Consider the following 20984-nt stretch of genomic DNA (forward strand, 5'->3'; position numbering starts at 1 on the left):
CATGACGCACGACGCCACCCGTCTGCCCACCACGATCCTCGGCTACCCGCGGATCGGGCCGCGCCGCGAGCTGAAGAAGGCGCTGGAGGCCCTGTGGGCCGGCCGCGCCGGTCTGGAGGAGACGGAGGCCGCCGCGGCCGCGCTGCGCGCCCGCACCCGCCGCCGCCTCAAGACCCTGGGCCTGGCCGCCCACGACGCCTCCATCCCGTCGGCGGCCTCGCACTACGACCACGTCCTCGACGCGGCCGTCACCGTGGGGGCCGTGCCCCCGCGCTTCGCGGACGTCGTCGGCGCCGACGGCTCGGTCGACCTCGTGGGCTACTCCACGATCGCCCGCGGCCGCGGTGAGGACGCGCCGCTGGAGATGACCAAGTGGTTCGACACCAACTACCACTACCTCGTCCCCGAGATCGGGCCGGACACCGCGTTCCGCTTCGCCGACGACCGCAAGGTGCGCGAGTTCGCCGAGGCCCTGGAGGACGGCTTCCTCACCCGCCCGGTGCTCGTCGGGCCGGTGACGTTCCTGCTGCTCAGCAAGCCCGCCGAGGGCAGCCCGGAGGGCTTCTCCCCGCTGGGACGCCTGGCGGACCTGGTGCCCGTCTACGCGGAGGTGCTGCGCGCCTTCGCCGCCGCCGGGGCCACCTGGGTGCAGCTCGAGGAGCCCGCGCTCGTCTCGGACACCCTGACCGCGGACGCCGACGCCGTGCACGCCGCGGTGCGCGAGGCGTACGCCGCGCTCACCGCCGTCGAGGGGCGTCCCTCCCTGCTGGTGGCCGCCCCCTACGGCGACCTCGGCGACCTCCTCCCGACCCTGGCCGCCACCGACGTCGAGGCCCTGGCCCTCGACCTCGTCAAGGGCTCCGTGCCCGCCGGCCCGGTCCCCGGCCTGGAGACCAAGGCCGTCCTCGGCGGCGTCATCGACGGGCACAACATCTGGCGCGCCGACCTCGCCGCCGCCCTGGAGAAGCTGGAGCGGCTGCGCCCGCTGGCCGCCTCGGTGGCCGCCGGCACCTCCACCTCCCTGCTCCACGTCCCCCACGACGTGGAGGACGAGCCGCAGCTGCCGGCGGAGCTGCGCGGCTGGCTGGCCTTCGCGGACCAGAAGGTCGCCGAGGTCGTGACCCTGGCCGCCGCGCTGGAGGACCGCGCGGGCGTCGCCGACGTGCTGGAGGCCTCCGCGCAGGCCCGCCGCGAGCGCGTGCAGGCCCCGGGCGTCGTGCGCCCGGAGGTCCGCGAGCGCCTCGCGGGCCTGACCCCGGCCGACGCGCGCCGCAGCGAGTACGACGCCCGGCGCGCCGCGCAGGACGCCGTGCTCGGCCTGCCGCCGCTGCCGACGACCACCATCGGCTCGTTCCCGCAGACCGGCGACATCCGCCGGGCGCGCGCGGCGTGGGCCAAGGGCGAGCTGTCCGACGCCGACTACACCGCGGCGATGCGCGCGGAGATCGACCGCGTCGTGGCGCTGCAGGAGGAGCTCGGCTTCGACGTCCTCGTGCACGGCGAGCCCGAGCGCAACGACATGGTGCAGTACTTCGCGGAGCTGCTCGACGGTTTCGCGGTGACGCAGAACGGCTGGGTGCAGTCCTACGGCTCGCGCTGCGTGCGCCCGCCGATCCTGTGGGGCGACGTGGCGCGCCCCGCCGCGATGACCGTGGAGTGGGCGGCGTACGCGGCCTCCCGCACCACCAAGCCCGTCAAGGGCATGCTCACCGGCCCGGTCACGATCCTCGCCTGGTCCTTCGTCCGCGACGACCAGCCCCTGGGCGACACCGCCCGGCAGGTGGCCCTCGCGCTGCGCGACGAGATCGCCGACCTGGAGGCCGCCGGGATCGGCATCATCCAGGTCGACGAGCCGGCGCTGCGGGAGCTGCTGCCGCTCAAGGCGGAGGAGCAGAAGTCGTACCTCGACTGGTCGGTGGAGTCCTTCCGCCTGGCCACGGCGGGCGCGGCGGACGCCACGCAGATCCACACCCACCTGTGCTACTCGGAGTTCGGCGAGGTCATCGGGGCGATCGACGGCCTCGATGCCGACGTCACGAGCATCGAGGCCGCCCGCTCGCGGATGGAGGTCGTCCCGGACATCGCCGCGGCCGGTTTCTCCCGCGGCATCGGCCCGGGCGTGTACGACATCCACTCCCCGCGCGTTCCCGGCGCCGAGGAGATCGAGGAGCTGCTCCGCCTCGCGGCGGCGTCCATCTCCCCGCGCCACCTGTGGGTGAACCCGGACTGCGGCCTGAAGACCCGTGGCTACGCCGAGACCGAGGCGTCGCTGCGCAACCTGCTCACCGCGACCCGCGCCGTGCGCGCGGACCTGGCGGACAGCGCCTCCTGACGCATCCGCCTGCACGCACGACGCCCCGGCCGCGGATCCCGCGGCCGGGGCGTCGTGCGTGGGGGAGCGGTCACGCGACCGGCGGTGCGGGCGGGGCCGGCCGGCCGTACCGTCGGGCGGGTGGCACACGTCGGGGGCAGCGGGCGGTACGTGGAGGGCGAGCGCGTGTTCGCCCCGCCGGCGGGGGTGTTCGACGCCGACTGGGTGGCGGGCATCGTGTGCGAGCGGCTGGGGCAGGGCGCCCCGGACCGCGTGGAGCTGGCGGGTGCCGCACAGCTGGCCTGGTCCGCACGCCGCCGGGGTGAGGACCCGTCCGGGGCGCTGGCCGGGCACCCGCTGAGCGGGCCGGTCGTGACCGCGGTGCTGCGCGCCCTCGACGACTGGGTGGACGCCGGCGGCTCCGCGCCGGTCTGAGGGCGTTCAGCGCCGGGGCTCGGACAGCACGCAGAACTCGTTGCCCTCCGGGTCGGCCAGCACCACCCACGGGCGCCTGCCCTGCCCGACGTCGGCGGGGCGGGCGCCGGACTCCCGCAGCGCCGTCACCACCGCGTGCTGGGCGCCGCCGCGCCGGGCGGGGGCCGTGGCGTGCGGCACGACGTCGAGGTGCAGGCGGTTCTTGGTGGTGTGCGGGGTGGTGGTCCGCACGAACTCCAGCCACGGGCCGCCGCCCCCGGCGCGCAGGGACGCCAGTTCCGCGGAGGAGCGCACGAGGTCCCACCCGCTCGCCTGCGCCCAGAAGCGGCCGAGGCGGCGCGGGTCGAGGGCCTGCACGACGATCGCGGCGACCGCGCCCGTGCCCTCGTACTGCGGTCGCGGCTCCAGCACGCAGAACTCGTTGCCCTCGGGGTCGGCCAGCACCTCCCACGGTGTGCGGCCCTGACCGACGTCCGCCCGCGTGGCCCCGGCGTGCAGCAGCATCGCCACCGTCTCCCGCTGCATCGCGGGGGAGTCGGAGTCGAGGTCGAGGTGGACGCGGTTCGGGCCCCGCCTGTCGTCCCGCACGGGCACGAACACCAGCGGCACGCCCGGTCGGCCCTCCTGGGGGGCGATCTCCACCTCCTCGTCGGAGGCGAGGACCACCCGCCAGGACAGGGCCTGCGCCCACCACCGCGCCAGGCCGCGGAAGTCCGCGGCGTCGACCACGACCTGCCGCAGCTCGGAGCGGGCGTCGGCGGGCACGGGTGGGCTCAGGCGCCGCGGCCGGTCTGCTGCTGCAGCTCGTCGATCAGCTTGGAGGCGTCGGCCTTGTTCAGCTCGCCCGGCAGCTCGCGGCCGGCCTCGCGGGCCAGGGTCTCCAGGTAGCTGCGCTGCGGGCCGGTCATCGGCTCCCCGCCGGTCGCCCAGTCGTCGGGGTTCTTCTCCGCGTTCGTGGTGTCGGGGGTGTTCTGGTCTGGAGCGCCCTGGTCGCTGGTGTCCTGGGCGTTGCTGGTGTCTGCGTCGGCCATGGGCGCGACGCTACGGGGGACCTCCGACACCCGCACCCGCGCGGCGGCCACGGGCTCGCTCAGGCGAGCAGCGCCGCCGCCGTCAGGCCGGGCAGGCCCTCCAGCGGCTCGGCCCCGGACCACCGACGCACGGAGCGGTAGCCCTCCGCCGGGCTCGGGTCGGAGTGGACCGTCACGGTGCCCTGCTCCGGGTCGAGCAGCCAGTACTCCCCGATGCCGAGGTCGGCGTACAGGCCGCGCTTGGTGTGCCGGTCCCGCACCCGGGAGCCGGGGGAGACGACCTCGGCGGCGACGAGGACGTCGGTGGGCTCGAAGTGGTCGCCCGTCGCGTCAGCCCGCACCAGGAGCACGTCGGGGATGAGGAACTGCTCCCGCGTCGCGGCGTTCGCGGGCAGCCGGACGCCCGCGGCGTGCGTGGCCCGGTACCCCGCGGGCACCTGTGGCCACCAGGCCACGAGCAGACGTGAGGCGATGTCCTGGTGCCGGTTGGTCGGCGGGGGCGTCACCGTCAGTCCTCCGTCGATGATCTCGTACCGGTGGCCGTCGTCCGGCAGCGTCTGCAGGTCGTCGACGGTCCACGACTCGTGGGCCAGCTCCGCCGTCATGCCGGTCAGGGTAGCCGCGCCGCCGGCGCCGCGTCCGGCTCCGCCGGCACCCCGTCCGCCTCCGCCGCGAGCACCGCGTCCGACCCGGCCGCCAGCGCCGGGACCTGCGCGGCGGGCACGCCGACGGCGCGCAGGCACGCGTCCGCCAGGGTCAGGGCGGTGGCCGCGGCGTCGGTGACCTGCGCCCGCAGGTGGATGACGCTCTCCACGATCGCCATCGGCACGGCCGCGGCGACGGGGTCGGCCAGGGCCGCCCGCGCGGGTTCCGGTGCCGCCGCCCGGGCGAGGGCGCGGTAGGCGTCGACGAGCCGCTCGCGCCGCGACCAGAACCCGCGGTGCGCCTCGCCGCGCGCCTCGGGCAGCAGGTACAGGGCGCCGACGTTCCAGCGGCTGCCGGCCAGCAGCCCGGCGTCGAAGCGGGCCAGGGCGTGCAGGTGCACCGCGGGCGGGCCCTCCCGCGCGACGAGGCGCTCGGCGAGCTCCAGGGAGGGCCGCACGGTGGCGTCGAGGAGCTCGGCGAGCACCTCGTCCTTGCCGGCGAAGTGGTAGTAGAGCGTCGCCTGGCGCACCCCGGCCGCCTCGCCGAGCGCACGGGTGGAGGTCCGGGTGAAGCCGTGTGCCGTGAACAGCTCCGCGGCGGCGTCGAGGATGTCGCCGCGGGTGGAGCCGGTGCTGCCGGGGCGCCCGGCGGCCGCGGCGCGGGGCCTCCCGGTGCGCCCGGGGCTGCGCGGCGTCGGCGTCACCGCCGCATCCTCGCACCGGGGGCGGGCCGGGCGGGCGGCGGGTGTTACCGCGGTGTTTCGGCTGCGCGGTCCCGGACACGCGAAGTTCACGGACGCGGAACTGTTGGGACACAGCGCGGGACGAGCCTGGACGCACTTCCTGTCACCCGACAGGAAGCGACCCGCGGAGCGACGACGGAGCGCTCCGGCCGGTCCGCCCCCGAGGAGCCGCCATGACCACCACCCCCGCTCCGCCGCCGGCCGCGACCCGCGCACCCGCCGCCGACGACCACCACCTCACCGGGTTCGGCTACCGGCCCCAGCTGCGCCGCGACGTCGGCAGCTACGCCTCCTTCGCCGCCGGGTTCTCCTTCGTCTCCATCCTCACCACCGTCTTCCAGCTCTTCGCCTTCGGCTACGGCTTCGCCGGTCCGATCGTGTCCTGGACGTGGCTGATCGTCCTCGGCGGCCAGCTCGCCGTGGCCCTCACCTTCGCCGAGCTCGTCGCCCGCTACCCGCTCTCCGGCGCCATCTACCAGTGGTCCACGCGCCTGGCCGGTGCCCGCACCGGCTGGTACACGGGCTGGACGATGATCATCGCCCAGGTCATCACGTTCGCCGCGGCGGCCGTCGCGCTGCAGGGCGTGCTGCCCGCGATCTGGGGGGGTTTCCAGCTCGTCGGCGGCGACCCCGCCCTCGGCACCCCCAGCGGCGCCACGAACGCGGTGGTGCTCGCCAGCATCCTCATCGTCGTCACCACCGCCATCAACGTCATCGGCGTGCGGCTCACCGCCATCGTCTCCAGCGTCGGGGTGACGCTGGAGCTGATCGGCGTGGCCGCGGTCGTGGTGCTGCTGCTGTTCAACGTCGAGCGCGGCCCGGGGGTCGTCCTCGACGTCGGCGGCGCCGGGTTCGACCCGACGTTCGGGGCCTTCCTGGCCTCCGGCCTGATGGCCGCCTACGTCCTCGTCGGGTTCAACAGCGCCGCGGAGCTGGCGGAGGAGACCACCGACCCGCGCCGCACCGCACCGCGCACCATCCTGCGCGCGGTGCTGGTCTCCGGCCTCGGCGGCGGGCTGCTCCTGCTCGTGGGCCTGATGGCCGCCCCCAGCCTCGACGACGGGCGCCTGGCCACCGAGGGCCTGCCGTACGTGCTGACCAGCCAGCTCGGCCCGGTCGGCGGGCGGATCCTGCTGGTGGACGTGGCGATCGCGGTGCTGGTCTGCGCCCTGGCCATCCAGACCGCCGCCGCGCGCATGGTGTTCTCGATGGCCCGCGACGGGCAGCTGCCCGCCGCGCGGGTGCTCGGCGGGGTCTCCCGCCGCACCGGCACCCCGGTCGTGGCCTCGCTGCTCATCGGTGCCGGCGGGATCGCGGTGCTCGCCGTGAACATCGGCCAGCCGGGGCTGTTCACCGCCCTCACCAGCGTCTGCATCGTCATGATCTACCTGGCGTACCTCATGGTGACCGCGCCCATGCTGGTGCACCGGCTGCGCCGCAACGGCTTCCGCCACGAGGCGGACGGGTACTTCACCCTCGGCCGGTGGGGCCTGCCCGTCAACGTCGTCGCCGTCGTCTACGGCGCCGCGATGGTCGTCAACCTCGCCTGGCCCCGTGCGGCCGTCTACGACCCCGCCGGGGAGAACCCCGTGCTGAGGTTCTCCGCCGTCCTCGTCGTCCTCGTCGTCCTCGCCGCCGGTGCCGTGGCCCGCGCCGCGGTCCTGCGCCGCCGCGCCGCCGCGGTTCCCGCCGCCCCCTCGATCCCCGCCCAGGAAGGCGCCGCCCGATGAGCTCCACCGCAACCACCGCCGCCGCCCGGGCGCACGCCCGCGCCCAGGAGGCCGCGGCCACCGCGACCGCGCGCCCGTTCGTGCCGGCGTCCACGTGGCCGCACCCGCGCACCGGCGCCGCGGCCGCCACCGCCGAACCCCTGGTGTGGGCCGAGGCCCTCGCCACCGGGACCGCCACCGGCGCCGTCCTGGCAGCGGGCACCACCGTGCAGCTCACCGACGTGGACGGCGGGGCGTGCGCGCACGTCGTCCTCCTGCGGGCCGACGCCCCCTGGGAGCGGCTGAACGTCGCCGACACCGTGAAGGTGCTGTGGCAGGCGTACCTCACCACCGGGCACGTCCTGCTGAGCGACCAGGGCCGGGCGCTGGCGAGCGTCGTGGAGGACACCTCCGGCAGGCACGACGCCCTCTGCGGCGCCTCGGCCGCGGGGCTGTTCACCACCACCGCCGCCAAGCACGGCCTCGACGCCCGCGACGTCCCGCCCGCCCTGACGTTCTTCCAGGGCGTGCGCGTCGCGGCCGACGGCACCCTGGGCGACCCCGTGAACGCCGGGGCCGGGCGCAGCGTCAGCCTGCTCCTGGAGCTGCCCGCCGTGGTGCTCGTCGCGAACTCCCCGCACCCCCTCCAGCCCGCCGGTGCGCCCGGTGGCCCGCTGCACGTCATCGCCTGGCCGGGGCGGCCCACCCGGCCGGAGGACGGACGCTGGACCTCCGGCCCCGAGGCGCGCCGCGCCTACGAGAACACCCGCGCCGACCGCCTCGCCAGGGGGACCGCATGACCGCCACCGACACCCGCACCGCCGACGCCGCCGAGGTCGCCCTCGTGCCCGGCGCCGTCGTCCTCGACGAGGTCGTGCCCGCCCGCGTCGGCTGGTCCACCGTCGTCACCGCCGGCGACGTGCTGACCATCGTGGACCTCGCGGGCAACCAGGCCGTCGACTGCCTCCTCTACAGCGCCGCCGACACCGCCGAGCGCTACAGCGCACCGGACACGATCGTGGCGCAGCGCAACGCGTTCCTGACCACCGGCAGCGTCCTGCGCTCCACCCGCGGCCGGCCGCTGATGACCGTGGTGGCCGACGAGGTGGGCCGGCACGACACCCTCGGCGGGGCGTGCAGCCGCGAGTCGAACTCCCTGCGCTACGGGCACCACACCGGCCACCAGCACGCCTGCGTGGAGAACTTCCTCGCCGAGGGCGCCAGGTGGGGCCTGGGCAAGCGCGACCTCGTCAGCAACATCAACTGGTACATGAACGTGCCCGTCGACCCCGACGGCAGCCTCGGCATCGTCGACGGGATCTCCGCCCCCGGCCTGCGGGTGGCCCTGCGCGCCGAGGTCGACGTCCTCGTGCTGGTCTCGAACTGCCCGCAGGTCAACAACCCCTGCAACGGCTTCGACCCCACGCCCGTGCGCATGGTCGTCACCCGCCCCTGAGCCTGCCGGCACCCCGTCACCGGAAACCCTGGAGCCCCGACGTGTTCGACACCCTGCTGGTCGCCAACCGCGGCGAGATCGCCTGCCGCATCCTCCGCACCGCCCGCCGGATGGGCCTGCGGACCGTCGCGGTGTTCTCCGACGCCGACCGCGGCGCCCCGCACGTGCGGGAGGCCGACACCGCGTTCCGGCTCGGCCCGGCGCCGGCGCGGGAGAGCTACCTCGCCACCGACCGGCTCCTCGCCGCGATCGCGGAGACCGGGGCGGGCGCGGTCCACCCCGGCTACGGGTTCCTCTCCGAGGACGCCGCGTTCGCCCGCGCGGTGGAGGCGGCCGGCGCCCGGTTCGTCGGGCCCACCCCGGAGCAGCTGGAGGCGTTCGGCGCCAAGCACACCGCGCGCCGGCTCGCCCGCGCCGCGGGGCTGCCCATGTCGGCGGGCACGGAACTGCTCGCCGACCTCGACGAGGCCCTGTCCGCGGCGGAGGGCATCGGCTACCCCGTCATCCTCAAGGCCACCGGCGGCGGCGGCGGGATCGGCATGCGGGCCTGCTGGGACCCGGCGGAGCTGCGCGAGGCGTTCGAGTCGGTGCAGCGCGTGGCCAGCGCCAGCTTCGCCACCACCGGGGTGTTCCTGGAGCGCTTCGTCGAGCACGCCCGGCACCTGGAGGTGCAGGTGTTCGGGGACGGCGCCGGGCGCGTGCACGTCCTCGGCGACCGCGACTGCACCCTGCAGCGGCGCAACCAGAAGGTCGTGGAGGAGGCCCCCGCCCCCAACCTGCCCGCGGAGCTGCGCGCCCGGGTGCACGCCGCCGCCCGCGCCCTGGGGGAGTCGGTGTCCTACCGCTCGGCGGGCACCGTGGAGCTCGTCTACGACGCCGACCGCGCCGAGACCTCGTTCCTGGAGGTCAACGCCCGCCTGCAGGTGGAGCACCCCGTCACCGAGGCCACCTTCGGCGTGGACCTCGTGGAGTGGATGCTGCGCCTGGCCCGGGGCGACACCTCGATGTTCGACGCGCCCGTGCCCACCCCGTCCGGGCACGCCGTGGAGGCCCGCGTCTACGCCGAGGACCCCGCCCGCGGCTACCGCCCCGGCACCGGCATCGTGACCTCGGTGACGTGGCCTCAGGGGGAGGGCGTGCGCGTCGACACCTGGGTCGAGACCGGCACCGAGGTCGGCGGGTCCTACGACCCGATGCTCGCCAAGGTCGTCGTGCACGCCGGCACCCGCGAGGCCGCGTTCGCCCGCCTCGCGCAGGCGCTGGCCGCCACCCGCCTCGACGGGGTGGACACCAACCTCGGGCAGCTGCGCGCCCTGCACACCGCCCCCGAGATCGCGGCCGCCGAGCACACCACGAAGACCCTGGAGCACGTCCTCGACACCGAACCCCGGATCGAGGTGCTGCGCGCCGGGACCCTCACCACCGTGCAGGACTGGCCCGGGCGCCTGTCCCTGTGGCAGGTGGGCGTGCCACCGTCCGGCCCGATGGACGACCGCTCCTTCCGCCTGGGCAACCTCGCCCTCGGCAACCCCGAGGGCGCGCCCGGCCTGGAGTGCACCGTCGCCGGGCCCGCGCTGCGCTTCTCCGCCGACGCGCTCGTGTGCGTCAGCGGCGCCCCCGCGCACGTCACCGTGGACGGGGAGCCGGTGCCGATGTGGGAGCCGGTGCCCGTCGCCGCCGGGCAGGTCCTCGACGTCGGCACCGCCCTCGGGCCGGGCCTGCGCACCTACGTCCTGCTCGCCGGCGGCCTCGACGTGCCGCAGTACCTGGGCAGCGCCGCCACCTTCACCCTCGGCGGTTTCGGCGGCGCCACCGGACGCGCCCTCGTCACCGGCGACGTCCTGCGGCCGGCGACCCCCGAGGGCGCACCGCGCGGGCCCGTCCCCGCCGCCGACCGCCCGGAACTGGGCACCGAGTGGGAGCTGCGCGTCACCGAGGGCCCGCACGCCGCGCCGGAGTTCTTCACCCGCGAGGACGTCGACACCCTCTGCGCCGCCGAGTACCTCGTCCACTTCAACTCCTCCCGCACCGGCGTGCGCCTCGTCGGCCCGAAACCCCGCTGGGCGCGCGGCGACGGCGGAGAGGCCGGGCTCCACCCCAGCAACATCCACGACACCCCCTACTCCGTCGGCGCGCTGGACTTCACCGGCGACACCCCGATCCTGCTCGGCCCCGACGGCCCGAGCCTGGGCGGTTTCGTCTGCCCCGTCACCGTCGTCACCGGCGAGCGCTGGAAGCTGGGGCAGCTGCGCCCCGGCGACGCCGTGCGGTTCGTCCCCGTGCGCTCCGACGACGCCCCGGCGCTGCGGCCCCTGACCGGGCGGCGTGCGCCGCAGCGCCTCGGGGACGGCGACGATGGCGTGCTGGCCCGCCGCGAGGGGACCGGCGACGCCCCGGACGTGACGTACCGGCGCTCCGGCGACGACAACGTCCTCGTCGAGTACGGCCCGATGGTCCTCGACCTGGGCCTGCGCGCCCGCGTGCACGCCCTCTCCGAGCGCCTCGCCGAGCGGGGCCTGGCGGGCATCGTCGACGTCACCCCCGGGGTGCGCTCCCTGCAGGTCCACGCCGACCCGGACGTGCTGGACCAGCGCCGGCTGCTCGCGGTGCTGCGGGAGGTGGAGGACTCCCTGCCCGCCGTCAGCGACCTGGTGGTCCCCAGCCGGAGCGTGCGCCTGCCCCTGTCGTGGGACGACCCCGCCACCCGCGAGGCGATCGAGCGGTACATGGCGGGCGTGCGCGACGACGCGCCCTGGTGCCCGTGGAACATCGAGTTCATCCGCCGCGCCAACGGACTGGCCTCCGTGGACGACGTGCACCGCACCGTGTTCGACGCGGAGTACCTCGTCCTCGGCCTCGGCGACGTGTACCTCGGTGCGCCCGTGGCCACGCCCCTGGACCCGCGGCACCGGCTGCGCACCACCAAGTACAACCCCGCCCGCACCTGGACCCCGGAGAACGCCGTCGGCCTCGGCGGGGCGTACCTGTGCATCTACGGGATGGAGGGCCCCGGCGGCTACCAGTTCGTGGGCCGCACCACCCAGGTCTGGTCGCGCTACCCGAAGGACGGTGTACCGCTGCCGTGGCACCTGCGCTTCTTCGACCGCATCTCCTGGTACCCCGTGAGCGCGGAGGAGCTGCTCGACCTGCGCGCCGACGTCGCCGCCGGGCGCGGGCGCCCCGACGTGACGGACGGGGTGTTCCGGCTCGGGGAGTACCAGGAGTTCCTGCGCACCCACGCCGCCTCCATCGCGGAGTTCCAGGCGCACCAGGACGCGGCGTTCGGCGTCGAGCGCGCCGCGTGGGAGGCCGCGGGGGAGTTCGACCCGAGGCCGGAGCCGGAGGTGGCGGCCGCCGACGGCGCCTACGACCTGCCCGACGGTGCCGTGCTGCTGGAGGCGCCGTTCACCTCCAGCGTGTGGCGCGTCGACGTCCGCCCCGGGGACCGCGTCCGGGCGGGTGCCTCGCTGCTCGCGCTGGAGGCCATGAAGATGGAGACGGTGCTCTCGGCGCACGCCGAGGTCGAGGTGCACGACGTGCTCGTCACCCCCGGCCGCCAGGTCGCACCGGGCACCCCGCTCATGGTGCTGCGGGAGGTGCCCGCGTGACCGCCACCGCCCGGGTCGCCGCCGCCCACGAGCGGCTGCACGCCGTCGCCCGGCCCGAGGTGTGGATCGGCCTGCGCGAGCGCGCGCAGGTCCTCGCCGAGGCCGCAGCCGTCGACGCGCGGGTCGCGGCCGGGGAGGACCTGCCGCTGGCGGGCACCGTGTTCGCGGTGAAGGGGAACATCGACGTCGCGGGGCTGCCCACGACCGCCGCCTGCCCGGGGTTCGCGTACACCCCGGAGGTCTCCGCCACGGCGGTCCGGCGGCTCACCGGCGCCGGGGCCGTGGTGCTGGGCACCACGAACCTCGACCAGTTCGCCACCGGCCTCGTCGGCACCCGCAGCCCCTGGGGTGCCGTCCGCGACGCCGAGCGCCCCGAGCGGATCTCCGGCGGCTCCAGCTCCGGCTCCGCCGTGGCCGTCGCCCTCGGCGTCGTGGACTTCGCCCTCGGCACCGACACCGCCGGCTCCGGCCGCGTCCCCGCCGCGCTCCAGGGCGTCGTGGGGGTCAAGCCCACCGTCGGCCTCGTGCCCGTCACCGGTGTCGTGCCCGCCTGCCGCTCCTTCGACTGCGTCACGGCGTTCACCCCCGACGTGGCGCTGGCCCGGCGGGTGCTGGCCGTCATGGCGGGGCCGGACCCGGCCGACGCCACCGGCCGGGCCTGGCCGGCGGAGGCGCCCCTGGCCGCCCCGGCGGACGTGCGCGTCGGGATCGCCGCGGACGCCGACCTCGCGGCGCTGTCCCCGGACCGCCGCGCCGCGTACGCCGCCGCCGCCGCCCGGGCCGCCGCGAGCGGGGCGCGCCTCGTGGACGTTGACCTCGCCCCGTTCCTGGAGGCGGGACGGCTGCTCTACGGCGGGGCGTTCGTCGCCGAGCGGTACGCCGCCGTCGGGCACGCCGTCGACGCGGGGGTGTCGGGGCTCGACCCCGTCGTCGCGGGCATCGTCTCCGCAGCCCGGGAGGTCGGCGCGGCGGACTACGTCCGCGACCGGGCGCGGCTCGACGGGCTGCGGGCGCGCGCCGCGCAGACCTTCACCGCGATCGACGTGCTGCTGCTGCCCACCACGACCGGGCACCCGACGATCGCGGAGGTCGCCGCGGACCCGGTGGGCGCCAACACCGCGCTCGGCACCTTCACCACGTTCACCAACCTGCTGGACCTCGCCGCGGTCGCCGTCCCCGCCGGCCGCGCCGACGGCGGGCACACCGGCGTCACCGTCATGGCGCCCGCGTTCGGGGACGCCGTCGCCGCCGACGTCGCCGAGCGCATCGCCTGCGGCGGGGTGGCGGACCTGCGCCCCGCCGACCCCTCCGCCCCGGCGGTGCGCACCGGCGCCGGGGTGGAGCTGCTCGTCGTGGGCGCGCACCTGCGGGGGCAGCCGCTGGAGCACCAGCTCTCCGGCGCGGGGGCCCGCTGGCTCGGCCCCGCCGCGACCGCCGCGGTGTACGAGCTGCACGACCTGGGCACCGCCCCGCCCAAGCCGGGCCTGCGCCGCGTCGCCGCCGGCGGGACCGCGGTCCCGGGGGAGCTGTGGCAGGTGCCGGCCGCGGTCCTCGGGCGGTTCCTCGCGGCGCTGCCCACGCCGATGGCGCTGGGGCCCGTGCGGCTCGCGGACGGGCGCACGGTCACGGGGTTCCTCGCCGAGCCGGTCGCGTTCGAGGGCGCCCGGGACATCTCCGCCGCCGGCGGCTGGCGCGAGCACCTGCGCTCGCTGCCGGTGTGATCCCCGCCCCGCCCTCTCCCCGCCCCACCTCCTCCCCGCCCCCACCTCCTCCCCGCCCCCACTGCCCGCCCGTCTCCGGGTTCTGGCGTCGGAACGACCCGTCCCCGCCGCCCATCTCCGGAGATGGGCGGGCGAGGGGGGTGCCGGTGCGCCCGGACCCGGAGACGGGCGGGCGAGGGGGGGTGCCGGTGCGCCCGGACCCGGAGATGGGCGGGCGAGGAGGGGTGCCGGTGCGCCCGGACCCGGAGACGGGCGCACCGGGAGGTCGGGCGACCCGCCGGATAGGCTCGGCCGATGGAGTTCCGCCGCATCCCGGGTCTGCCGCCGTACGTCTTCACCATCATCGACGGGCTCAAGCGCGAGGCCCGCCGGGCCGGGCGCGACGTGGTGGACCTGGGCTTCGGCAACCCCGACATCCCCTCCCCGGACATCGCGGTGGAGAAGCTCGCCGAGGCCGCGCACAACTCCCGCAACCACCGCTACTCCGCCTCCCGCGGCATCCCCAAGCTGCGCGAGGCCGCCGCGAACCTCTACCGCCGCCAGTGGGGCGTGGAGCTGGACCCCGAGACGGAGATCATCTCCACCATCGGCGCCAAGGAGGGGTTCAGCCACCTCATGTGGGTGCTGCTGCAGCCCGGCGACGCGGCGCTCGTGCCGTCCCCGTCGTACCCCATCCACATCTGGGGCCCCTACTTCGCCGGCGCCGACGCCCGGCAGGTGCCCATCGGCCCCGGCGAGGACGGCGGGGCCGCGTACATCGACGGCGTCATCGACGCCTGGGAGCGCGGCTGGCCCCGCCCCCGCGTCGTCGTCTGCTCCTTCCCGCACAACCCGACCACGGCCACGGTGGAGCTCGCCGACCTGCAGCGCCTGGTGGACTGGGCCCGCGAGCGCGACGTGGTGCTCGTCCACGACTTCGCCTACGCCGACGTCGCCTTCGACGGGTGGCGCCCGCCCTCGATCCTGCAGTGCGAGGGGGCCAAGGAGTGCGCCGTGGAGCTGTACTCCATGACGAAGTCCTTCTCCATGGCGGGCTGGCGGGTGGCGTTCCTCGCCGGCAACCGGGAGGTCGTCGCGGCCCTGGCGAAGCTCAAGAGCTACCTGGACTACGGCACGTTCCAGCCGGTGCAGATCGCCGCGACCGTCACCCTGAACGAGGCCGCGGACTACCCGGCGGAGGTCAACGCGATCTACGAGTCGCGGCGCAACGCCCTCGTCGACGGCCTGGCCCGCATCGGCTGGGAGGTGCAGCGCCCGAGGGGCACGATGTTCGTCTGGGCGCCCATCCCGGAGCCGTACCGCCACCTCGGCTCCATCGACTTCGCCACCATGCTCGTGCGCGACGCCGACGTGGCCGTCTCCCCCGGGGTGGGTTTCGGCCCGGAGGGGGACCGCTTCGTGCGCTTCGCGCTCATCGAGAACGAGCAGCGCATCGCCCAGGGCATCCGCCACGTCCGCGCCGGGCTGCCGCTGCTGCGGGGCTGAGGGCCCGGCGCGGTGACGCGGGGCGGGGGCCGGCTGCTGTGGGCGGACGCGGCCCGTGGTGCCTGCGCCGTCCTGGTCGTCCTGCTGCACGTCACCACCGTGCACGTGGCGGTCCTGGTGGACGGCCCCTGGCCGGAGGCGGCCGGCGCCCACCGGGCCTGGGTCGCCGCCTCGCGGCTGCTGCAGCCCGTGCGCATGCCGCTGTTCTTCGCGGTGGCGGGCTGGCTGGCCGTCGGGGCGCTGCGGCGCCCCCGGCGCGCGGTGCTGGTGTCCCGGGCCGGGACCTGCGCCTACCTGTACGGGGTGTGGCTGCTGCTGTGGCTCCTCGCCGCCGCCGCCGTCGGCGCCGCCACCGGGACCGGGGCCCGGGAGGCGGGTCTGGGGCTGGTGCAGCCGGCCGACGCCCCGGCCCTGCTGCCCGCCGCGCTGCTCGGGAGTGCCGGCCCCTGGTTCCTGCACGCCCTGGCGCTGTACGCCGCCGTCGGCCGCCTCACCCGGCGCCTGCCCGCGGCGCTCGTGGTGGGGGTCGCGGCCGCCGTCGCCGTGGCGTCCACCGCGGGGTGGCTGCCCGCCCCGCAGGGCACGGGGGAGGTGCAGCAGCACGCCGTCTGGTACCTCGCCGCGCTGCGCTGCCCGGGGGCGGTGGGCCGCCTCGTGGCGCGTCCCCGGCCGCGGTGGGCGGCGCTCGCCGCCGTGCTGTTCTGCGCGGCGGGTGCGGCGTGGCGGCTGCTGGAGCCGCCCGCGGTCCTCGTCGAGCCGCCGCTGCGGCTGCTCGCCGTGGTGGCCGGGCTGCTCCTCGCCACCTGGGGTGCCGCCGCCGCGCCCCGCACCGCCGCCGCCCTGGCCGGCCTCGGCCGGCGGACCCTGGCGCTGTACGTGCTGCACCCGGTGCTGCTCCTCGCCCTGCACCCGGTGCTGGTGGCGGTGTGCGCCCGCCTCGCCGGGGCCCTGCCGGCGGGCTCGCCGTCCTCCTCCGCGGCGGCGTCGGTGGTGGCGCTGGCCTACCCGGTGGCCGTGACCGCGCTGCTCGTGGCGGGCGCCCTGCTCGCACACGCCCTGCTTCGGCACCCCGTGGCCCTGCGCCTCGGCGCGGGAGCGCTGTTCGCCCTCCCGGAGCACGGGGCCGGGGCGCGCCGGGCCGGGCGGGAGGTGTCGCCGCGGCGAGGTGGGTCTGGAACCCGATGACGCCGGGCCGGGTGGTCAGTGCAGAGGTGGGCAGGGGGTCGTGAGGACGTTGCTGAAGACGTAGCCGTCGGCGGGGGTGTGGGTCACGGCCTGGTAGGGCTGCCCGCAACGCAGGGGGTTGTCGTCGGCCCAGTGCGGGCCGATGAGGCCGCTGCCGGGGAACCAGTGCTGCCTGCCCCGGGCGGCGAGGGTGCCGCCGCGGAAGGTGAAGTACGGGGAGATGACGCTGCGCGTGACCTGGATGCCGCTCTGGTGCTCGTGCCGGGTCCAGGTGTCGGCGAGCATCACCCACACCTGGGCGCTGGCGGGGCCGGGGGTGAACCCGGCGCCGGTCAGCGTCCACCTGCCGCCCTGGTCCTGCAACGTCAGGCGTCCCGCGGCGTGTGCCGGTGCGGCGGTCAGCGTGCCGAGGGTCGAGGCGGCCAGCACGGCACCGGCGACGGAGGCCAGCCGGCGGTGGACGCGTCGAGGGTCGTGGTGCGGCGCCGCGGTGGTGCGGTGCGGGGTGCCGTGCATCTCGTCGAGGGCGGCAACGGTCATGGCGTCATGCCTCCGGTCCAGGGGTGGTGCGCCGCTCGGAGGCGCTCGGCGCTGCCACACGGGGGAAGAGCCACGAACCCGGCCACGGATACCGCGCCCAGCGGTGGGGACGTCGCGACCCGCCGACGAGGTGGCCCGTGCGCCGCCGCACCCGGGGCGGGAGGTCAGGGCGCGGCGGGCCGGCGCGGCAGCCCCGCCGCCACGGCGACCCCGAGCAGGGTGAGCGCCGCGCCCAGCACCGTCACCGGGCCGACGTCGGCCGCCGGGGAGAGCACGTCCAGGGCGGTCGCGGCGAGGACCTGCCCGGCGACGAGGCCGAGGCCGAGCAGCAGCACCCCGAGAACCCGCACGACGAGCACGCTCGTCGCCACGATCACCACCCCCAGGACGCCACCGGTGTACAGCCACCACGACCCGCCCAGCGGCGAGGGCAGCCGCACCCCCTGCCCCGGCACCAGCGCCAGCACCGCGACGACGGCCGCGACGACCACGGTGCCGCCGAGGAAGTTCACCCAGGCCGCGGCGACCGGCCCGCCCACGGCCCCGACGCGGCCGTTGACGGCCTGCTGCCACGCGACCGCCGCGCCGCCCACCAGCGGCAGCAGCACCAGCGCGAGCGTCGCCCCCCGCGGCGCCCCGGTCGCGGCACCGCCTCCCGCGACGGCGAGCACGACCGCGGCCACCGTCAGCAGCGTGCCCACGGCGCGGTGCGCCGAGATGTGCTGCACCCCGGCGGGACCCAGGCCCGCGCGGTCGACGGCGAGCGCGCTGCCGGACTGCCCGGCCACGAGGGCGACCGTGAACAGGGCCACCCCGAGGGTCCCGACGGTGATGCCCTGCCCGAGCAGCACCAGCGCACCCGCCACCCCGCCCGCGACGTGCCACGGGCGCAGGGCCCGCGAGCGCAGCGCCGAGCCGATGCGGCGCACCCCCGGGCCGACCCCGCGGTGCAGGCACAGGACGCTGAGGACGAGCAGGCCGGAGCCCAGGCTCACCAGGGCCGCGGCGGCGCCGGCGTGCACGTCGGACCCGGCGCGCTCCGCCAGGGTGCCGTTGACACCGGCCTGCACCGCGGCGAGCGCACCGGCGGCGACGCTCGCCAGGAGCGCCGGCGCCCCCCTGCGGGTGGGGCGGACCGGGGCGGGGGGAGGGGAGGGCACCGGCCCATCCTGCGGCCTCCCGCCGCCCCCGGCCTCCCGCCCCCCGTCCCCGGTCCGCGCGGGCGGCCGCGCCCGCCGGGAGCACCCCCGCCGCGGGGATCCCTAGGATCGGTGCATGACCTCCGTCCTGTCCGCGGTCGCCTGGCCCTACGCCAACGGCCCGCGCCACATCGGCCACGTCGCCGGCTTCGGCGTCCCCTCCGACGTGTTCAGCCGGTACATGCGGATGGCGGGTCACGACGTCCTCATGGTCTCCGGCACCGACGAGCACGGCACCCCGATCCTCGTGCAGGCCGACGCCGAGGGCGTCACGCCCCAGCAGCTCGTCGACCGGTACAACCGGATCATCGTCGAGGACCTGCACGGCCTCGGGCTGTCCTACGACCTGTTCACGCGCACCACGACGCGCAACCACCACGCCGTCGTGCAGGAGATGTTCCGCACCGTCCACCGCAACGGCTACATGGTCGCGCAGAAGGGCATGGGCGCGATCTCCCCGTCGACCGGCCGCACCCTGCCCGACCGGTACGTGGAGGGCACCTGCCCGATCTGCGGTTTCGACGGCGCCCGCGGCGACCAGTGCGACAACTGCGGCAACCAGCTCGACGCCATCGAGCTGCGCAACCCCCGCAGCCGCATCAACGGCGAGGTGCCGCAGTTCGTCGAGACCGAGCACTTCTACCTCGACCTGCCCGCGATCGCCGACGCCCTCGGCGGCTGGCTGCAGGGCCGCGCGGAGTCCGGCACGTGGCGCCCGAACGTCCTGAAGTTCTCGATGAACCTCCTGGACGACCTCAAGCCGCGCGCGATGACCCGCGACATCGACTGGGGCATCAAGGTGCCGCTGCCGGGCTGGGAGGACAACCCCGCCAAGCGGCTGTACGTGTGGTTCGACGCCGTCATCGGGTACCTCTCGGCGTCGGTGGAGTGGGCGCGCCGCACCGGCGACGACGACGCCTGGCGCAGGTGGTGGACCGACCCGGCCGCGGAGTCGTACTACTTCATGGGCAAGGACAACATCACCTTCCACTCCCAGATCTGGCCCGCGGAGCTGCTCGCCTACGCCGGGCGGGGGACGAAGGGCGGCGAGCCCGGCCCGTACGGGCGGCTGAACCTGCCCACCGAGGTCGTCTCCAGCGAGTTCCTCACCATGGAGGGCAAGCAGTTCTCCTCCAGCCGCGGCGTGGTCATCCACGTGCGCGACGTGCTGGCCCGCTACCAGCCGGACGCGTTGCGCTACTTCATCTCCGCGGCCGGGCCGGAGAGCTCCGACACGGACTTCACCTGGGCGGAGTTCGCGCGGCGCACCAACGACGAGCTCGTCGCCGGCTGGGGCAACCTCGTCAACCGCACCGCCTCGCTCATCGCGAAGAACGTCGGCTCCATCCCCGCGGCCGGGGAGCTGACGGACGCCGACCGCGACCTGCTGGCCACCACGGGCGCCGGTTTCGGCTCGGTGGGCGCGCTCATCGGCTCCCACCGGCAGAAGCAGGGCCTCGGGGAGGCGATGCGCGTGGTGGGGGAGGCCAACCGGTACCTGTCCGACCAGGCGCCGTGGAAGCTGAAGAACTCCGACCCCGACCGCATGCGCACAGTGCTGCACGTCGCGGCGCAGGCCATCAGCGACTGCCGCACCCTGCTCTCGCCGTACCTGCCGCACTCGGCGCAGGCGGTGCACGAGGTGTTCGGCGGCAGCGGGACGGTCTCCCCGATGCCCGAGATCCGCGAGGTCGCCGACCTCGACGGCGGCGCGGGCTACCCCGTCCTCACGGGGGAGTACCACCGCGGTCCCGGGGAGGGCGCGACCCTGCCGGAGTGGGGCCCGCGCCCGGTCGTGCCGGGGACCCCGGTCGCCGCGCCGACGCCGGTGTTCCGCAAGCTCGACGCGGAGGCCGTCGTGGCGGAGGAGCTGGCCCGCCTGCGGGGCGAGGGGTGAGCCGGGCGCCCCGCGCGCGCTCGACGTCGGGGGAGGACGGCCGCAGCCGCGACCTGCGCCGTCCTCCCGCGCCCGAGCCGCTGCCGCTGCCCGTGGTGGACAACCACACCCACCTCGACATCGCCGACGGCGAGGGAGCGCACGACGTCGAGGAGCTGCTCGCCCTCGCCGCGGCCGCCGGTGTGCCGCGCGCCGTGCAGATCGGCTGCGACCTGCCCGCCGCGCGCTGGACCGTGCAGGCGGTGGAGCGCCACCCGGAGCTGCTCGGCGGGGTCGCGGTCCACCCCAACGAGGCGCCGCTGCTCGCGGCCCGCGGGGAGCTGGACGCCGCGCTGGAGGAGATCGCCGCCCTGGCCCGCCACCCGCGCATCCGCGTGGTGGGCGAGACCGGCCTGGACTACTTCCGCACCGGGCCGGAAGGTGTGGCGGCGCAGCAGGAGTCGTTCCGCCGGCACATCCACCTGGCCAAGGAGCTCGGGCTGGCGCTGCAGATCCACGACCGGGACGCCCACGAGGACGTCCTGCGGATCCTGCGCGAGGAGGGCGCCCCCGAGCGCACGGTGTTCCACTGCTTCTCCGGGGACGCGCAGATGGCGCGGGTCTGCGGGGACGCCGGGTACTGGCTGTCCTTCGCGGGGACGGTGACGTTCCGCAACGCCGACCCCCTGCGGGAGGCGCTGCGGGCCGCGCCGCGCGAGCGCCTGCTCGTGGAGACCGACGCGCCGTACCTGACGCCGGCGCCGCACCGGGGGCGCCCCAACGCCGGCTACCTGGTGCCGCACACCGTGCGCGCGATGGCGGAGGTGACGGGCGCGGACCTGGCGGAGCTGTGCGACACGCTGAACCGGGCCGCCGAGGAGGTCTACGGCCCCTGGTGAGCGGAACCCGGGGTCCCGGCGAGCACGGGAGTTGTCGGGGGCGTGAGGGTCGGGCTACGGTCCGCACCGACAGCCGGGGTCGGGGAAGGCCCGGGTGATGCGCTGCCCACCGCACGACGCCGGCCGCTCCGCGGGCCCGGCC

17 protein-coding genes are annotated in these 20984 nt (G+C 76.5%); 11 read left to right on the plus strand and 6 right to left on the minus strand.

The window, feature by feature from the left end; genetic code table 11:
* Window position 1: 1 nt before the first annotated feature.
* Entirely contained in the window at window positions 2-2332 is a 2331-nt protein-coding gene (gene metE, locus ACYQBY_RS04415; protein WP_459642615.1) for a 5-methyltetrahydropteroyltriglutamate--homocysteine S-methyltransferase, read from the plus strand.
* Window positions 2333-2452: 120 nt separating this feature from the next.
* Window positions 2453-2746, plus strand: a complete 294-nt coding sequence (locus ACYQBY_RS04420) for a hypothetical protein (protein WP_459642616.1) — start codon at window positions 2453-2455, stop codon at window positions 2744-2746.
* Between the two features lie 6 nt (window positions 2747-2752).
* Here the strand turns inward: ACYQBY_RS04420 and ACYQBY_RS04425 are convergent, their stop codons facing one another.
* From ACYQBY_RS04425 to ACYQBY_RS04440, 4 genes are read right to left on the minus strand one after another with little or no spacing between them, the layout of a single operon-like run.
* Window positions 2753-3511: a VOC family protein gene (locus tag ACYQBY_RS04425; protein ID WP_459642617.1), complete on the minus strand. Its 759-nt coding sequence runs from the start codon at window positions 3509-3511 to the stop codon at window positions 2753-2755.
* A gap of 8 nt (window positions 3512-3519) precedes the next feature.
* Entirely contained in the window at window positions 3520-3777 is a 258-nt protein-coding gene (locus ACYQBY_RS04430; protein WP_459642618.1) for a DUF3072 domain-containing protein, read from the minus strand.
* Window positions 3778-3836: 59 nt separating this feature from the next.
* Window positions 3837-4382, minus strand: a complete 546-nt coding sequence (locus tag ACYQBY_RS04435) for a Uma2 family endonuclease (RefSeq protein WP_459642619.1) — start codon at window positions 4380-4382, stop codon at window positions 3837-3839.
* Between the two features lie 5 nt (window positions 4383-4387).
* A complete protein-coding gene (locus tag ACYQBY_RS04440) occupies window positions 4388-5125 on the minus strand; it encodes a TetR/AcrR family transcriptional regulator (protein ID WP_459642620.1) in 738 nt (245 codons plus the stop codon).
* 212 nt (window positions 5126-5337) lie between these two features.
* On the opposite strand from ACYQBY_RS04440, the gene ACYQBY_RS04445 reads away from it, so the two are divergent.
* From ACYQBY_RS04445 to ACYQBY_RS04475, 7 genes are all read left to right on the plus strand, one after another.
* Complete coding sequence (locus tag ACYQBY_RS04445; protein ID WP_459642621.1) at window positions 5338-6894, plus strand: amino acid permease; 1557 nt, start codon at window positions 5338-5340, stop codon at window positions 6892-6894.
* Window positions 6891-7673 (plus strand): DUF1989 domain-containing protein, encoded by a 783-nt coding sequence (locus ACYQBY_RS04450; RefSeq protein ID WP_459642622.1) that lies wholly within the window; start codon window positions 6891-6893, stop codon window positions 7671-7673. Before ACYQBY_RS04445 ends, ACYQBY_RS04450 begins: the two co-directional genes overlap by 4 nt.
* Entirely contained in the window at window positions 7670-8329 is a 660-nt protein-coding gene (locus ACYQBY_RS04455) for an urea amidolyase associated protein UAAP2 (RefSeq protein ID WP_459642623.1), read from the plus strand. The genes ACYQBY_RS04450 and ACYQBY_RS04455 overlap by 4 nt, the downstream gene beginning before the upstream one ends.
* Before the next feature lie 41 nt (window positions 8330-8370).
* Complete coding sequence (gene uca, locus ACYQBY_RS04460; protein WP_459642624.1) at window positions 8371-11937, plus strand: urea carboxylase; 3567 nt, start codon at window positions 8371-8373, stop codon at window positions 11935-11937.
* Complete coding sequence (gene atzF / locus ACYQBY_RS04465) at window positions 11934-13658, plus strand: allophanate hydrolase (RefSeq protein WP_459642625.1); 1725 nt, start codon at window positions 11934-11936, stop codon at window positions 13656-13658. The genes uca and atzF overlap by 4 nt, the downstream gene beginning before the upstream one ends.
* A 294-nt stretch (window positions 13659-13952) precedes the next feature.
* Window positions 13953-15143, plus strand: coding sequence for an aminotransferase class I/II-fold pyridoxal phosphate-dependent enzyme (locus ACYQBY_RS04470; protein WP_459642626.1), 1191 nt, complete (start codon window positions 13953-13955; stop codon window positions 15141-15143).
* Window positions 15144-15155: 12 nt separating this feature from the next.
* On the plus strand, window positions 15156-16328 hold the full coding sequence (locus ACYQBY_RS04475) for an acyltransferase family protein (RefSeq protein WP_459642627.1): 1173 nt from the start codon (window positions 15156-15158) through the stop codon (window positions 16326-16328).
* A 15-nt stretch (window positions 16329-16343) separates the two neighbouring features.
* Here ACYQBY_RS04475 and ACYQBY_RS04480 read toward each other — a convergent pair whose 3' ends face one another.
* Both ACYQBY_RS04480 and ACYQBY_RS04485 read right to left on the minus strand, forming a co-directional pair.
* Window positions 16344-16868, minus strand: a complete 525-nt coding sequence (locus tag ACYQBY_RS04480; RefSeq protein WP_459642628.1) for a hypothetical protein — start codon at window positions 16866-16868, stop codon at window positions 16344-16346.
* Window positions 16869-17032: 164 nt separating this feature from the next.
* On the minus strand, window positions 17033-18028 hold the full coding sequence (locus tag ACYQBY_RS04485) for a DMT family transporter (RefSeq protein WP_459642629.1): 996 nt from the start codon (window positions 18026-18028) through the stop codon (window positions 17033-17035).
* A 115-nt stretch (window positions 18029-18143) separates the two neighbouring features.
* Between ACYQBY_RS04485 and metG the strand changes: the two genes are divergently transcribed.
* Together metG and ACYQBY_RS04495 are read left to right on the plus strand one after the other, a co-directional pair.
* Window positions 18144-19964: a methionine--tRNA ligase gene (gene metG / locus ACYQBY_RS04490; protein ID WP_459642630.1), complete on the plus strand. Its 1821-nt coding sequence runs from the start codon at window positions 18144-18146 to the stop codon at window positions 19962-19964.
* On the plus strand, window positions 19961-20842 hold the full coding sequence (locus tag ACYQBY_RS04495; protein ID WP_459642631.1) for a TatD family hydrolase: 882 nt from the start codon (window positions 19961-19963) through the stop codon (window positions 20840-20842). Before metG ends, ACYQBY_RS04495 begins: the two co-directional genes overlap by 4 nt.
* Window positions 20843-20984: the final 142 nt, after the last annotated feature.

Source organism: Kineococcus anabasis, from assembly GCF_054590795.1.